Source organism: Mesorhizobium sp. RCAM 05099, assembly GCF_059683685.1.
This window is the reverse complement of the sequence record NZ_CM185035.1, coordinates 4,278,196-4,293,270: the sequence shown is the minus strand read 5'-3', so window position 1 is coordinate 4,293,270 and position 15,075 is coordinate 4,278,196. Positions and strand designations below refer to the sequence as shown.

At 63.5% G+C, this 15,075-nt stretch carries 15 protein-coding genes; 12 read left to right on the top strand and 3 right to left on the bottom strand.

The window, feature by feature from the left end; genetic code table 11:
* Positions 1 to 8 precede the first annotated feature (8 nt).
* From hemB to AC56QQ_RS21315, 3 genes are all read right to left on the bottom strand, one after another.
* The gene (gene hemB, locus AC56QQ_RS21325; protein WP_497123252.1) at positions 9 to 1,040 is read right to left on the bottom strand and encodes a porphobilinogen synthase; all 1,032 of its coding nucleotides are present in this window, start codon (positions 1,038 to 1,040) and stop codon (positions 9 to 11) included.
* Between the two features lie 86 nt (positions 1,041 to 1,126).
* Entirely contained in the window at positions 1,127 to 1,951 is an 825-nt protein-coding gene (locus AC56QQ_RS21320) for a DUF8605 domain-containing protein (RefSeq protein WP_497123251.1), read from the bottom strand.
* A 98-nt stretch (positions 1,952 to 2,049) separates the two neighbouring features.
* Positions 2,050 to 2,655, bottom strand: a complete 606-nt coding sequence (locus tag AC56QQ_RS21315; protein WP_497123250.1) for a pyridoxamine 5'-phosphate oxidase family protein — start codon at positions 2,653 to 2,655, stop codon at positions 2,050 to 2,052.
* 107 nt (positions 2,656 to 2,762) lie between these two features.
* Here AC56QQ_RS21315 and AC56QQ_RS21310 point away from each other — a divergent pair, with 107 nt between their 5' ends.
* From AC56QQ_RS21310 to AC56QQ_RS21255, 12 genes are all read left to right on the top strand, one after another.
* On the top strand, positions 2,763 to 3,806 hold the full coding sequence (locus tag AC56QQ_RS21310; protein WP_497123249.1) for an enoyl-CoA hydratase/isomerase family protein: 1,044 nt from the start codon (positions 2,763 to 2,765) through the stop codon (positions 3,804 to 3,806).
* Positions 3,803 to 4,225, top strand: coding sequence for a DUF6163 family protein (locus AC56QQ_RS21305; RefSeq protein ID WP_489860917.1), 423 nt, complete (start codon positions 3,803 to 3,805; stop codon positions 4,223 to 4,225). Before AC56QQ_RS21310 ends, AC56QQ_RS21305 begins: the two co-directional genes overlap by 4 nt.
* 240 nt (positions 4,226 to 4,465) lie before the next feature.
* Entirely contained in the window at positions 4,466 to 4,981 is a 516-nt protein-coding gene (gene ldtR, locus AC56QQ_RS21300) for a transcriptional regulator LdtR (RefSeq protein ID WP_013896002.1), read from the top strand.
* Positions 4,982 to 5,469: 488 nt separating this feature from the next.
* Positions 5,470 to 6,723: a L,D-transpeptidase family protein gene (locus AC56QQ_RS21295; RefSeq protein ID WP_489860918.1), complete on the top strand. Its 1,254-nt coding sequence runs from the start codon at positions 5,470 to 5,472 to the stop codon at positions 6,721 to 6,723.
* Between the two features lie 104 nt (positions 6,724 to 6,827).
* Positions 6,828 to 8,468 (top strand): Na+/H+ antiporter, encoded by a 1,641-nt coding sequence (locus AC56QQ_RS21290; RefSeq protein WP_497123248.1) that lies wholly within the window; start codon positions 6,828 to 6,830, stop codon positions 8,466 to 8,468.
* A 172-nt stretch (positions 8,469 to 8,640) separates the two neighbouring features.
* Positions 8,641 to 9,954, top strand: coding sequence for a serine hydroxymethyltransferase (gene glyA / locus AC56QQ_RS21285; protein WP_091578113.1), 1,314 nt, complete (start codon positions 8,641 to 8,643; stop codon positions 9,952 to 9,954).
* A gap of 438 nt (positions 9,955 to 10,392) precedes the next feature.
* On the top strand, positions 10,393 to 10,872 hold the full coding sequence (nrdR, locus tag AC56QQ_RS21280; RefSeq protein ID WP_091578115.1) for a transcriptional regulator NrdR: 480 nt from the start codon (positions 10,393 to 10,395) through the stop codon (positions 10,870 to 10,872).
* A 2-nt stretch (positions 10,873 to 10,874) separates the two neighbouring features.
* Entirely contained in the window at positions 10,875 to 11,999 is a 1,125-nt protein-coding gene (gene ribD, locus AC56QQ_RS21275) for a bifunctional diaminohydroxyphosphoribosylaminopyrimidine deaminase/5-amino-6-(5-phosphoribosylamino)uracil reductase RibD (RefSeq protein ID WP_497123247.1), read from the top strand.
* A gap of 62 nt (positions 12,000 to 12,061) precedes the next feature.
* Positions 12,062 to 12,679 carry a riboflavin synthase gene (locus tag AC56QQ_RS21270; RefSeq protein WP_497123246.1) on the top strand — a complete coding sequence of 206 codons (618 nt, stop codon included), beginning with the start codon at positions 12,062 to 12,064 and terminating at the stop codon, positions 12,677 to 12,679.
* Between the two features lie 99 nt (positions 12,680 to 12,778).
* Positions 12,779 to 13,234 (top strand): 6,7-dimethyl-8-ribityllumazine synthase, encoded by a 456-nt coding sequence (locus AC56QQ_RS21265; RefSeq protein ID WP_497123245.1) that lies wholly within the window; start codon positions 12,779 to 12,781, stop codon positions 13,232 to 13,234.
* Positions 13,235 to 13,332: 98 nt separating this feature from the next.
* Positions 13,333 to 13,740, top strand: a complete 408-nt coding sequence (gene nusB, locus AC56QQ_RS21260; protein WP_489863698.1) for a transcription antitermination factor NusB — start codon at positions 13,333 to 13,335, stop codon at positions 13,738 to 13,740.
* The gene (locus tag AC56QQ_RS21255) at positions 13,737 to 14,954 is read left to right on the top strand and encodes an MFS transporter (protein WP_497123244.1); all 1,218 of its coding nucleotides are present in this window, start codon (positions 13,737 to 13,739) and stop codon (positions 14,952 to 14,954) included. Before nusB ends, AC56QQ_RS21255 begins: the two co-directional genes overlap by 4 nt.
* Positions 14,955 to 15,075: the final 121 nt, after the last annotated feature.

The following is a 15,075-nucleotide window of genomic DNA, read 5'->3' as shown; positions in this document are numbered from 1 at the left end:
AGAGAAAGTTATCCCTTGAGCAGCTCCGCCACTTCAGGTGCGAAGTAGGTCAAAATGCCGTCGCAGCCAGCACGTTTGAAGGCGAGCAGCGATTCCAGCATCGCTTTCTCGCCGTCGATCCAGCCATTGGCGCCGGCCGCCTTGATCATCGAATATTCGCCCGACACCTGGTAGGCGAAGGTCGGCATCTGGAATTCGTCCTTCAGCCGCCGGATGATATCGAGATAGGGCATGCCGGGCTTGACCATCAGCATGTCTGCGCCTTCGGCGATGTCCTGCTCGGCCTCGCGCACCGCCTCGTCGGAATTGGCGTGGTCGATGTAATAGGTCTTCTTGTCGCCCTTGAGCAGGCCGGCGGTGCCCACCGCCTCGCGATAGGGGCCGTAGAAGGCCGAGGCGAATTTGGTCGCGTAGGACATGATCGCCACGTCCTGGAAGCCATTGGCGTCGAGCGCGTCGCGGATGGCGCCGATGCGGCCGTCCATCATGTCGGACGGTGCAATGATGTCGGCACCGGCAGCCGCCTGGATGACCGCCGCCGCCGCCACCTGTTCAACCGTCTCGTCGTTGACGATGATGCCGTCGCGCAAAATGCCGTCATGGCCGTGGCTGGTGAACGGGTCGAGCGCGGCATCGGTGATGATGCCGATCCCAGGCACGGCATCCTTTATCGCGCGGGTGGCGCGGTTGATGACGTTGTCGGGGTCGAGGATGTACGAACCGGTCTGGTCGCGCAGCGAGATGTCGACATTGGGGAAGGTGGCAAGCGCGGGAATGCCGAGCTTGGCCGCGCGCTCTGCCTCCTTGACGGCAAGGTCGATCGACAGGCGGAAGACGCCGGGCATGGCGGCGATCGGCTCGCGCACTTGTTTGCCGTCGACGACGAAGATCGGCCAGATCAGGTCGTCGACCGTCAGCCGGTTCTCCTGCACGAGGCGGCGGGACCAGTCGGCCTTGCGCATGCGGCGCAAACGGCGGCTGCCGGTGATGTCGTCGACGCTGCGCGCGCCGGCTGGCTTTGTCGGGGTGAATTTGTTCATCGCCAAAACTCCAGATCGGCGGCTTTTACCACGAGCCCTTGCCGCTGACCAATGCGACACGTTTGTGCCAGCGACCCGGTCGCGTCCTATTTCGGTTGTCCATTGCCCGACAGGATCTGCGCCGCGCCCCTTATGGCGACGCGGAACGCCTCGTCGAAGCTCACCCCACGCACCTGCCAGTGGTAGGTCTTGCCGGCCATGGCAACCCGCCAATCGGCGATCCAGCCTAGATCCTTGTCGCTCCAGACGATGCTGCCGGCAAGCGCCTGGTCGGCGCCTGCCTTTTGGGCGAGCCGGTCCAGGCTTGCCATGTCGGCGGCGCGCTCGGCGTTCTCGTCCATGCCGGAAAGCAGTGCCGCCGGCGGAAATGCGATGTGCATCATGAGCGGGCCGGTCGCGTTGACGAAAGATTCGCGCATGGCCTGGCCTGGCTGATCATCAGCCGTCAGCGCGAAATGCCTTCTACCTTGCTCGGCCGTGAGGAACACCACGAGCCGCGGCCGCTCGCCAAGCCACGGCTTGCTGCCGAGTTCGCCAAGCACTTTGTCGATGACCGCCGGCTTGTAGAGGCAGGTGAGATCATGCGGCCGGTCATGCGTGCCTTGCTCGTCATGCACCGGAATGCCTTCCAGCCTGTCATGATAGCGGAAGGAATCGACGAAGCTGCCGGCCTTGTCGCGCAGACCAGCCATTTCGGGTTTCTTCGGCAGCCACTGGTCGCCGGAAACTTTGACCAGCACCCTGTCCAGGCAGTCTTTGAAGCCGATCTGCCTGTTTACTTCGCCCTGGCCGGTGACGATGGTCTGCGACTGATAGAGCTCGTCGACGGTTGCCGCGATTACGGGATGGGTCGCTGCATAAGCGATGACCAAGCCGACTAGCACAAGAACAAGGCGCGAAAACTGCGACATGGCTCACCGTTCCCCCCGAACCGGTCATGGCCGTGATCAACAGCCTTGTAGCATCGGGCGGTGGCGGTAGCCAAGATGGGGAAGCGGAGCGAGCGTGGCTATGGATTTGGCGGCCACGCAAGGTCAGGGCCCGTTCTGAAGAACGACACGTTGTTGGTGAAAATGCTGGCTGGGGCAAGTCTGATCATGCGCCCATCCTGATGTTCGACCTGGGCCACGTTATCGATGAACCACTCGTTCCAGCTTGCTTCGGGACCGAGATATTTGTGAAGGAGCCGTTTGAAGCGGTCTGGTGACATCGGCTCGATGGTGGCGACGCCGCGCAGTCCGAGATGCAGCAAGATGCCGGCATTGTTGTCGAAGTGAACAATTTCCACCGCGCAACGTGGGTCTCTTTCAAGATGCCTTACCGCGCTTCCGTCCGACGACCCGAGAAGCCAGATCGCACCTTCCTCCCAGATGAACCATACCGGTGCGTTGCGCGGCGCGCCGTCCGCGGTAACGGTCGCCAGATTCGCCATAAGGGGGCGGCTTAGAACGTCGTTCGGGTCGAACTTTCGCGGCATCGCCAAGTCGTATCCTGACACTCCGGGCACAAGGATCATGCGGTCGCCTTTGAGTTGACTGCTGCCCACAAAGGTAGCCGTGCTTCGCTGACAATTTTGCGCCCATTTGATCCGGGCGCAAAGGATGAGCTCCGCCAACCCGGAAATCCAAACTCACCCGCTGCCGATTGACCTCGCCATTGACGCACCCATGCGCCGCCTTTAGCACTTCAGTCCCGCAGGCGCGGGGGAGGGATTCTCTGGCGATGGATTTTGGTGGAGGCGACGAAATTCGCTTCGAACGGTTGGGCAGGGCAGCCGTCGTCACGCTGACGCGGCCGCAGGCGCTCAATGCCGTGACGCACCGCATGGTCAAGGCGCTGGGCGAAGCGCTGCATTGCTGGGAGCGCGACGACGTTGTGGATGTCGTGGTCGTCAAGGCCGAGGGCAGGGCGTTCTCGGCCGGTGGCGATATCCTGCACATCTATGAAGCCGGCCGGGCTGGAAAGCCGCCGGTCGAGTTCTTCGCCGACGAGTATCGGCTCAACGCTCAGATCGCGCGCTTCGAGAAACCCTATGTGGCGCTCATCGACGGCATCGTCATGGGCGGTGGCGTTGGTATCTCCTTCCACGGCTCGCACCGGGTGATGACCGAGAATGCCCAGTTCGCCATGCCGGAGGTCGGCATCGGCTTTTTCCCGGACGTCGGCGCCAGCCATCTGCTGCCTGATCTCGGCGGCTCGTTCGGCATGTATCTGGCATTGACCGGCAATCGCATCCGCTATGGCGACGCGCTGTGGTCGGGGCTGGCTACCCACACCATCAAGGCCGAGGACCAGGCCGGCTTCCTCGACCAGCTGACGCTGACCGGCGATCCGGAAACTGTACTGCGCGGTTTCTTCGCTCAGGCGAAGCGCGAGACCGACGGCCCGACGCTGCAGGCAATATCCAGCCATTTTGCACAACCATCGCTCAAGGCCGTAATCGACAGCCTGGAGCGGGCCGCAGGCACCGACGATTTCGCGGCAAGGACGCTGGCGACGATCCTTACGCGCTCGCCGACCAGTCTTCGCGTCGCCTGGCGCCAGATCAGCGCCGGGCTGACACTGTCGATGGACGATTGCATGAAGATGGAGTTCCGCATCCTCAACCGGATGCTGGCCGGCCATGATTTCTACGAGGGCATCCGCGCCGCCATCATCGACAAGGGTTCGAAGCCGCAATGGCGGCCCGCCAGCCTTGCTGCGGTCAGCGAGGCGGATGTCGACGCCTATTTTGCCTCGCTCGGCGAACGGGAGCTCGAACTGTGAGCGAGGTGACCTCGAGACGCGTCGTGCTCCAGCCCTCGACGGTCGAGGTGATATTCGCCTGGTTCCAGCGCGTCATATCAGGCTACTGCCTGCTGTTCGGCATCTTGTACTGGATAAAGCTGATCGGCTTCTATCCGGGATCGCTCTGGCGTTTCGACCTGATGCCGGTCCACTGGCAGGTGGCGGCGGTGGTGCTGGCCGTGTTCTTCCCCTTCGCCGCTGCAGGCCTGTGGATGCTGGCCTCCTGGGGACCGGTGATCTGGTTCATCTGCGCGGTGACCGAGATCGTCATGTATGCCGGCTTTCCCGAACTTTTCGGCTCCCGCCCTTTGATCATCGTCTCGCATTCGGCGGTGGCGGTGCTCTATATCGTCTTCCGCGTCGTCATCCATATGCAGAAGCGGCCGGTACGAGGGTAAGGCCCGGTGGGCGCCCGCGCGGTCCAACAGGCGGTGAATTGGGCCTCCAAAATCCTTGGCTAAATCTTTAGGTTAATTATCCTTGCTCGGGTGACCGTTCGTTAAGCCTCTTTCGAAACCTCTTACCGGTAAGCTCTTGTTAGCCCTAGCGTTTAAGTCGAATTTTATGAGTATTCGATAGTGTCGCGATCAAGGTGAAAAACAAAAAATCACCAGGGCGACAAACGAGAGGCAAAGACAATGATCAATTCGCGTCCGGCGGCGAAGACCGCCAACGTATCCGACGATCGCCGCGAGGCTATCCGTTCGCTGTACATGGAATCGCTGCAGCTTGTTGAGCGGCTGCACCGCCGCCTGCTTGACGTGATCAAGGACGAGTTCGACCGCAACGGCCGTTCCGACATCAATGCCATCCAGGCGCTGCTGCTGTTCAACATCGGCAACTCCGAGCTGACCGCCGGCGAACTGCGCTCGCGGGGCTACTACCTCGGCTCCAACGTCTCCTACAATCTGAAGAAGCTGGTCGATCTCGGCTTCATCAACCACCAGCGCTCGCGCATCGACCGCCGCTCGGTTCGTGTCTCGCTGACGCCGAAGGGCAACGAGGTGGCTGACGTCGTCGCCGGCCTCTATGAGCGCCATGTCGGCTCGATCGAACAGGTCGGCGGTATCAACACCGACGAGTTCAAGCAGATGAACCGCGCCCTGCAGCGGCTCGACCGCTTTTGGAACGACACCATCGCCTACCGGATGTAAGGCGCATCCGGCGCATCGGATCTGGCCCGCGCCAAAGAAGCGCGGCCGAAACAGCGACCTTCAGTCAGGGCCGGGGTCGAAAGCGCCGGCCTTTTCTTTTGGGTTTGACGATTTTCGGGTTACGGCTGTCAGCGGACTTTCGCTTGTCGTTGTTTCATCAATGGCTGGTGGTTCACCCGGCGATGTCATGCAGGCGATCGCCGATCGGTGCCGAAAGAGCACGGGTCTTTCATTTCGCCGTGACGGCCGGGCCAAATTCCGCCGGAAGCCACGTTGCCGCCATATTCCAATGGGACCGAGGATGCCGGTGATGCTGTGGTGAAAGCCGTGCCTTCACCTGGAACCCGTATCGTGCCCCGCGCGTTTGTGGCCGAACTGATGCGGACATGGTTGGTCAATTGTTAAGGTTGCCAACTCTAGAGTGCGGGCGAGATCGCCCGATAACCGAATGCAGTAGATCGAACGCTACAAGAATGTCTGGAACGTCTATGAGAACCAGCCGCCGTTTTTTCCTCTCCGGAGCCTCCGCGCTCGCAGCAGCGATGGTCGCCGGCGGCGCCAATGCGCAGGATGTGATCGGGGATATCCTGAAATCGTCGGCCCGCGGCAATTGGGACGATCAGTTTGACGCTCGCGCCAGCGAGGGCGGCAAGGTGGCCTCGACACTGCCGATTTTCAGCCTGCAGACCGTTGCCTTTACGGAGCAGGCGGTCGCCCAGTATCAGAATATTGTCGCGCAGGGCGGCTGGGTGGAGGTCCCCGCGACCAAGAAACTGGAACTCGGCGTCGATGATCCGGATGTCGTGCCGTTGCGCAAGCGTCTGATGGTTTCCGGCGACCTTGCGCAGAGCGCCGGCGTTTCAACGGCCTTCGATTCCTATGTCGACTCGGCGGTCAAGCGCTTCCAGTTGCGCCACGGCCTGCCGGCTGACGGCTCAATGGGCAAGTACACCTATGCCGCGATGAATGTCTCGGCGCAGATCCGGCTTGGCCAGTTGCAGACCAATCTGCAGCGGCTGAAGGAGAAGGCCGGCACGCTGGGTAGCCGCTATGTGCTGGTCGACATTCCGGCGGCGCAGGTCGAAGCGGTCGAGAACGACCGCGTCGTGCTTCGCCACACCGCGATCGTCGGCAAGATCGATCGCCAGACGCCGATCGTCAATTCCAAGATCAACGAGATCATCGTCAATCCTTACTGGAACGCGCCGGTCTCGATCGTGCGCAAGGACATCATTCCGCTGATGCGGAAGGATCCCAATTATCTGAAGGACAGCCATATCCGCCTGTTCGCTCCAGACGGCAGCGAGGTCGATCCGCTCAATGTCGACTGGTCGACTGACGACGCGGCGAAGTACCGCTTCCGCCAGGATCCGGGCGCGGGCAACGCGATGGCCTCGGTGAAGATCAATTTTCCGAGCCCGGACGGCGTCTATATGCACGACACCCCGCAGCAGAGCCTGTTCGGCAAGATGATGCGTTTCGATTCCTCGGGCTGCGTGCGCGTGCAGAACGTGCGCGACCTCGTCACCTGGATTCTGCGCGACACGCCCGGCTGGGACCGCCAGCATTTCGAGGCGGCGATCAAGACTGGCGAAAACACGCCGATCCAGATCACCAACCCGGTGCCGGTGCATTTCCTCTATCTCTCGGCCTGGTCGACAGGCCCGGGCGTTGTGCAGTTCCGCGACGACGTCTACGCGCTCGACGGCGCCAACGAGCTACAGATCACGTCGGCGCTCTAACAGGCTTCTCGGTATCGCAAAGGCCGCCTTCGGGCGGCCTTTTCTTTTTCTGGACGGACCGGAGCTGTTTGCGCATGGTCCGGAAAACACTCGGAAACGCGCCCATGCAGGTCGCCGTCTTCATCCTGGTCGTGCTCGTCTTCGTCGCGGTCTCCGGCGCGCTGGTGCGACTGGTGCGGGTGCCGTTGCCGGTGCTGCAGATCGCCATAGGAGCCGCACTCGCCTGGCCGGTGCGCGGTATCCATGTCGAGATCGATCCGGATCTGTTCCTGCTGGTGTTCATTCCGCCGCTGCTGTTTGCAGATGCCGTTGCCGCGCCGAAGCGCGAACTCATAGCGCTGCGCGGGCCGATCCTGGACCTTGCCATCGGGCTCGTCTTCTTCACCGTCGTCGGTTTCGGCTATGCCCTGCACTGGCTGGTGCCGAGCATCCCGCTGGTCGTCGCTTTCGCGCTTGCCGCCGTACTGTCGCCGACCGACGCGGTCGCGGTGTCCTCGATCGTCGACAGGAACGTCGTGCCGGCGCGGCTGATGCACATCCTGGAAGGCGAGTCGCTGCTCAACGACGCATCGGGCCTCGTCATGTTCCGCTTCGCCGTGGCGGCGGCATTGACCGGCAGCTTTTCCTTCGCGGCGGCCTCGCTGAGCTTTCTTTATGCCGTGGCGGCCGGCATCCTGGCCGGCGTGGCGGCGCTGATCGTCGCCGCCAAGACGCTGCAGCTCTTGAGCCGCATCGGCGGCGTGCCGGCCGAGGCGCAGGTGCTGGTCATGATCCTGATACCCTTCATCGCTTATCTCGGCGCCGAACATGCCGGCGCCTCCGGCATCCTGGCTGCGGTCACCGCCGGCTTGCTGACTGGCGGCTCCGGCATTTTCCGTTATCTTGGCGTCTCGGCGCGCATGCAGACGATGTCGCTGTGGACGACGCTGTCCTTCGTCTTCAACGGCGCGCTCTTCATCCTGCTCGGCCTGCAGCTGCCCGATATCATCCGTAACGTTCCGCCCGAACTCACCAGCCGGCATTGGCTGGCGGAGCCGGTCGCCACAATACTGGCTCTGACGCTGTGCCTGATCGGCCTGCGCTTCGTATGGATCTGGATTGGCGATATCGCGCAGGCGATCGCCGCGCGGCTGGGCAAGCGCAAGGCCAAGGTGTTCGGCCTGCGCGTCCGGCTCGCCGGTTCGGTTGCAGGCGTGCGCGGCGCCGTCACGCTGGCCGGCATCCTGTCCTTGCCGCTCGCCATGCCGGATGGTTCGCCGTTTCCGGCGCGCGATGTTGTCATCTTCCTCGCAGCCGGCGTCATCATCTGCTCGCTCACCATCGCCAGCCTTGCCTTGCCGAAGATCGCGCGCGGGCTGGTTGAACCGGGCGAGGATCCAGCTGCGGCCGAAGAGCGCCGGGCGCGAGTCGGCGCGGCCAATGCTGCCATCGCCAGGATCGAGAGCATCGCCAGTGACGCAGGCGAGGGCGAGGTGGCGGAGGCCGGGCTGGCCGTCGCCGACAGCATCGTCGCCGGCTACCGGCGCCGCATCGCCGCCTCCGACGAGGCCGACGAAGCGCGCGCCGAGGCCCGCGAAGCCGGGAAGCTGGAGCTCGAACTCAGGCTCGCCGGCATCGAGGCGGAACGCACCGCCGTCCGGGCAATGTTTCGCAGCCGCGAGATCAACGACCATACGATGCGGGCCCTGTTTTCCGAGATCACCCTCACCGAAGCTTTGCTGACGGGTCGGCAGAAAAGGAAATAGCGGTCTCGCGGCCCTTCTGCCGCAAACCGGCCAGCAAATTTCGCGCTGCAAACGTGGCGAGGCGAAAGCAACTGTGTTAATGCGCGGCGAATGTCGCCCAAAACTACGCAGCGGTTCAGGACGACGACATGCTCAACAAAGATCGCCCCCCGAACTCCGAGGATTTCAAGCCATGGCAACAGCAGCGGCAGTGTCGAACAAATTCGAATCCTTCTTCGAAACCACGCTTGCCGATGCCGATCCGGAGATTTTCGGCGCCATCCGCAACGAGCTTGGTCGCCAGCGCCACGAGATCGAGCTGATTGCCTCTGAAAACATCGTCTCGCGCGCCGTGCTCGAAGCGCAGGGGTCGATCATGACCAACAAATATGCCGAGGGCTATCCGGGCAAGCGCTACTATGGCGGCTGCCAGTTCGTCGATGTGGCCGAGGAACTGGCCATCGAGCGGGCGAAAAAGCTCTTCGGCTGCAACTTCGCCAACGTCCAGCCAAACTCCGGCAGCCAGATGAACCAGGCGGTGTTCCTGGCGCTGCTGCAGCCCGGCGACACCTTCATGGGCCTCGACCTCAATTCCGGCGGCCATCTGACCCACGGCTCGCCGGTCAACATGAGCGGCAAATGGTTCAAGGTGGTCTCCTACGGCGTGCGCAAGGATGACCATCTGCTCGATATGGACGCCATCGAGAAGACCGCCCACGAGACCAAGCCGAAGCTGATCCTGGCCGGTGGCACCGCCTATTCGCGCGTCTGGGACTGGAAGCGCTTTCGCGAGATCGCCGATGCGGTCGGCGCCTATCTGATGGTCGACATGGCTCATATCGCCGGTCTCGTCGCCGGCGGCGTGCATCCGTCGCCGCTGCCGCACGCGCATGTGGTCACGACCACCACGCACAAATCGCTGCGCGGCCCGCGCGGCGGCATGATCCTGTGCAATGACGAGGAGATCGCCAAGAAGATGAACTCGGCGGTGTTCCCCGGCCTACAGGGTGGCCCGCTGATGCATGTCATCGCCGCCAAGGCGGTCGCATTCGGTGAGGCGCTGAAGCCGAGCTTCAAGGTCTACGCCGAAAGCGTCGCCGCCAATGCCAAGGCGCTGGCCGCGAGCCTGAAGGAAACCGGGCTCGACATCGTCTCCGGTGGCACCGACAACCACCTGATGCTGGTCGACCTGCGTCCCAAGAACGCCACCGGCAAGCGCGCCGAGGCAGCGCTCGGTCGCGCCAACATCACCTGCAACAAGAATGGCATTCCGTTCGACCCTGAAAAGCCTTTCGTCACCTCGGGCGTGCGTCTCGGCACCCCGGCCGGTACCACGCGAGGCTTCGGCCAGGCCGAGTTCCGCGAGATCGGCAAGCTGATCGCCGAAGTGCTGGATGGTCTCAAGGTCGCCAACTCCGACGAGGGCAATGCTGCTGTCGAAGCGGCGGTCAAGGCCAAGGTGATGGCGCTGACCGATCGTTTCCCGCTCTATCCCTATCTCGGCTGACGAGACTTCGGGTCTCGCCGCCTTGTCACGACGACAAGCGTCGCGGCAAGGCCGGTGTGATCCACAGGAGCCTTGATGATAGGCATGTTTCGTCTCGGCGGCGCCGCGCGCGCCCCGACCGCTTTGGCCGCCCTGCCGCTCCCAGGCATCACCTTGGCCTAAACCGCACCCACGCAAGCTGCCCCGGCTCAGACCACGGCCGTGGCCTTTCGCGAGGCCTGTCTGGCCGGGGTGACCATCCCCGCCTATCTCGCCTTCCGACAAGGTCGACTACCGGCTGGCCGTGCTTGGCGGTATCGCCGTCCGGCTGCTGGCTGCTCTCGCAATTTTCCTTGCGCCTCGCTATCTCTGAGGCGCGAAGGGCCGTGCATGCTTTGCCATCGTTGTAAAAAGCACTAAGCCTTTCGTCCCACGAGATTCGCGAACCCAAGGCTCACCATGCGCTGTCCCTATTGCCAGTCCGAAGATACGCAGGTGAAGGATTCGCGCCCCGCCGAGGATGGCGCGGCGATCCGCAGGCGGCGTGTCTGCCCCGATTGCGGCGGCCGCTTCACCACCTTCGAACGCGTCCAGCTACGCGACCTGGTGGTGGTGAAAAAGTCCGGCCGAAAAGTGCCGTTCGACCGCGACAAGCTGCTGCGTTCGGTGGAGATCGCCGTCCGCAAGCGCAATGTCGATCCGGAGCGCATCGACCGAGCGGTGACAGGCATCGTGCGCCAACTCGAAAGCTCCGGTGAAACGGAAGTGGCCTCCGGCGAAGTCGGCCGGCTGGTCATGGAAGCACTGAAGTCGCTCGACGATGTCGCCTATGTGCGCTTCGCCTCGGTCTACCGCAATTTTCGCGAGGCCAAGGATTTCCACGAATTGCTCGGCGAGCTCAAGGGCGACGAAACAAAGGGCGAAGAGGACGCCAGCTGAGCATGACCGCAAGCGACAAGACCGGACAGGCCGCCCTTGATCGCCGTTTCATGGCGGCGGCGCTTAGACTGTCGCGGAAGAATGCCGGACGCACTTCGACCAATCCCTCCGTCGGCACGTTGATCGTGCGCGATGACGGTGCCGGGCCGATGATCGTCGGCACCGGCGTCACCGCGGTCGGCGGCCGCCCGCACGCCGAGACCGAGGCCCTGGCCGAGGCCGGCGAGCTGGCGCGCGGCGCCACCGCCTATGTGACGCTGGAACCTTGCGCCCACCATGGCCGGACGCCGCCTTGCGCCAACGCGCTGGTCAATGCCGGTGTCGCGCGCGTCGTTGGCGCCGCCAGCGATCCCGATCCGCGCGTGTCCGGCAAGGGCTATGCGATCCTGCGCGCCGCGGGTGTCGAGGTGGTCGAAAAGGTGCTGGCGGTGGAAGCCGCCGAGCAGATGGCCGGCTATCTCATTCGATCGTTGAAAAAACGGCCCGAAGTGATTCTCAAGCTTGCGCTTTCCAGCGACGGCAAGATCGGCAGGGAAGGCGAGGGGCAGGTGTCGATCACCGGTGATATCGCCCGTCGCGAGGTGTATCTGATGCGGGCCGAGGCCGACGGCATACTGGTCGGCATTGGCACCGCGCTGGAGGACGATCCGGCACTGACGGTGCGACTGCCCGGACTGGAGAACCGTTCGCCGGCGCGCATCGTGCTCGACAGGCAGATCAGGTTGCCGGAGGCCTCCAAGCTGGTTTCGGGCGTGGACCGGGTGCCGCTCTATGTCGCCGCTTGCCTGGAGGCCGATCCGCTGCGCCGGGCAGCACTCGAACGCGCCGGCGTGCGCTTCATCGGCACAGAAACACATGAAGGCGGCGTCGCGCTGCCGGAGCTGCTCGAGGATCTCGCCGCGCTCGGCATGGCAAGTGTCCTGGTCGAGGGTGGCGCCAGGGTGGCCAAGGCTTTCCTGGCCGATGGGCTGGTCGACCGTATCGTGCTGTTCCAGGGGCCCGAAGCGATCGGCGACGACGGCATTGCATCGCCGATCGACGCTGACCACATCCTGGCAGGATTTCGCAAGCTTCGCGACATGCGTTTCGGCGAAGACAGCTATGCAGAGTGGGTAAAGGATATCTAGATCATGGTCCCGAAAAGTGGGAACCGGGATAGGATCGTGGTCAATCGGAAAGATAGGATCTGATGTTCACCGGGATTGTCACCGATGTCGGCACTGTCGCGGCCGTCAAACCGCTCAGGGAAGGGGTGGGGCTGCGCATCGACACGGCCTATGACCCCCAGACCATCGCCATCGGCGCTTCGATCTCCTGCGCCGGCGTCTGCCTGACGGTTACGGCCTTGCCAGACAGCGGCTCGAACGCGCGCTGGTTCGAAGTCGAGGCCTGGGAAGAGGCGCTCAGACTGACGACGGCGATAGGTTGGAAATCGGGCACGCGGATCAACCTGGAGCGGGCGCTGAAGATCGGCGACGAACTCGGCGGTCACATCGTTTCGGGTCATGTCGACGGCATGGCCGAGATCATCGAGCGCAAGGATGAGGGCGATGCCGTGCGCTTCACGCTGGAAGCGCCGCGCGACCTGGCGAAGTTCATTGCGCCCAAGGGTTCGGTCGCGCTCGATGGCACCTCGCTCACCGTCAACAGAGTGCAAGGCACGCGCTTCGACGTGCTTTTGATCCACCACTCGCTGACCGTGACCACCTGGGGCGAGCGCAAGGTCGGCGACCGCGTCAATCTTGAGATCGACACCATGGCCCGCTACGCGGCACGCCTTGTCGAGGCCGCGAACGAAGGGTTTTGAGCGGCTGCCTGGAATTTCGACCCAGGGTCACCTTCGGAAAGCTTGCGAACTTGTCGGCTTCGGCCTAAGTCACCGGCTCCGCCGGAAACGTGAGCCAAAATGCCCAGGAACAAGAAACTCAAGCTGCTGATCATTGAAGCGCGCTTCTATGACGATTTGGCGGATGCGCTGCTCGACGGCGCCAAGGCCGCGCTGGACGAGGCAGGCGCCAAGTACGATGTCGTCACCGTGCCCGGCGCGCTGGAAATTCCGGCTGTGATCTCATTTGCGCTCGACGCCGCCGAAGGCGAGGGGGCCGAGTATGACGGGTACGTTGCGCTCGGCACCGTGATCCGCGGCGAGACGCATCATTTCGACATCGTCGCCAACGAATCGGCGCGCGCCCTGATGGATTTGTCCGTGCAGGAGGCCATCTGCATAGGCAACGGCATCCTGACCACCGAGAACGACGAACAGGCCTGGACCCGCGCCCGGCGCACGGAAGGCGACAAGGGTGGGTTTGCGGCCCGTGCCGCACTGACCATGATCGCGGTGAAGAAACGGCTCGGAGCCTGAACGGCGTGACGCAATCCGGAGACAAGGACCGACCGCCGGTGCGCCAGGCCAACAAGCGTGGCGCTGCCCGTCTGGCTGCCGTGCAGGCACTCTACCAAATGGATGTCGCCGGCAGCGGTGTCTTCGAGATCACAGCCGAATACGAGGCCTTTCGCCTCGGCAAGGAAGTTGACGGGGCGCTCTACCGCGAGGCCGATGCGCAATGGTTTCGCGCCATTCTCTCCGGCGTCGTCGAGAACCAGAAGACCGTCGATCCGATCATCCGCCAGGCGCTGACCGAGGATTGGCCGCTGTCAAGGCTCGACTCGACACTGCGTGCCATCCTGCGCGCCGGCGTCTACGAACTGATGAAGCGCGAGGACGTGCCCGTCGCAGTCATCGTTTCCGAGTATGTCGACATTGCCAAGGCCTTCTACGAGGAAGACGAGCCGAAGCTGGTCAACGCCGTACTCGACCGCGTGTCACGCCGGGTGCGTGGCGAAGGGCGCGGCAAGGACGCATCATGACGGCAATCGCCGTCGAGGCAGGCAAGGAGGCGCGTCGCACCGCGTTGATCCTCGCCGCCTCGCAGGCGATCGTTGGCTCGGCTGCGCCCATCGCCATCTCCATGGGTGCGCTGGCCGGGCAATATCTGCTTGCCGCCGACAAGTCGCTGGCGACGGCGCCGATCACCGGCTTCAACCTCGGCGTGGCGCTCGGCGCGTTGCCGGCAGCGGCGATCATCCGCAGGCTGGGCCAGCGCGGCGGCTTCATGACCGGCACTGTCGTTACCGCGTTTGGCGGGCTGGTCGCCACCCTGGCGCTTTTCCATGGCAGCTTCTGGCTGTTTGCCTTCGGCCTGCTGCTGATCGGGGTCGGCGGTGCCTTCGTCCAGCAGTTCCGTTTTGCCGCCGCAGACAACGCGCCGCCGGCGTTCAAGGCGCGCGCCATCTCTTTCGTGCTAGCCGGCGGTATCGTCACTGCCATCCTGGGGCCGCAGATCGTTATCTTCACCCGCGAATTGTTCGCGCCGGTGATGTTTGCCGGCTCGTTCGCTTCCATCCTGCCGCTGGCCGCGGTCGGCGCCATCGTCCTGTCGTTCCTGCGACTGCCGGCGAAGGCAACAGGGAAAGCGGAAATCGCCGGCAGCGACGCCAGACCGTTGGCTGAAATCGTCACGCGACCGCGTTTCGTCGCCGCATTGTTCTGCGCGGTCGGCAGCTACGCGCTGATGAGCTTCGTCATGACCGGCGCCCCGCTGGCCATGGTTGGCTGCGGCCTGTCGGAAGACGATGCGACGCTGGGCATTTCCTGGCACGTCATGGCCATGTTCGCACCGAGCTTCTTCACCGGCTCGCTGATCCATCGCTTCGGCGCCGAGCGCATCGTGGCCATCGGCCTGATCCTGTTGACCGGCTGCGCCATTGTCGCCTTGTCGGGTCTGGCGCTGTGGCAATTCTGGACGGCGCTGATCCTGCTCGGCCTTGGTTGGAATTTTGGCTTCATCGGCGCCACGGCGATGGTGGCGGCCAGCTACCGGCCGTCGGAAAAGGGCAAGGTGCAAGGCTTCCACGACTTCGTCCTGTTCGGCTCGGTGGCCTGCGCTTCGCTGATGTCGGGCATGGTCTACAACGCCTGGGGCTGGGAGATGCTGAACTGGATGATCTTTCCGGTCACCGTTCTGTGCTTCATGGCCCTCGGCGCGCTGAAGCTGACGGGCACTCGCAAAGCCGGCGCCTGATCCCGGATCGCTTTGCTTGATACGATGCTGTCAGGATGGACTCGGCGAAGGCGTCGCCGCCCGAACAAAATTATTGCGCCGATCCCTGTTCTTATGAAACCGTATGCCCCGACGGCGCGTT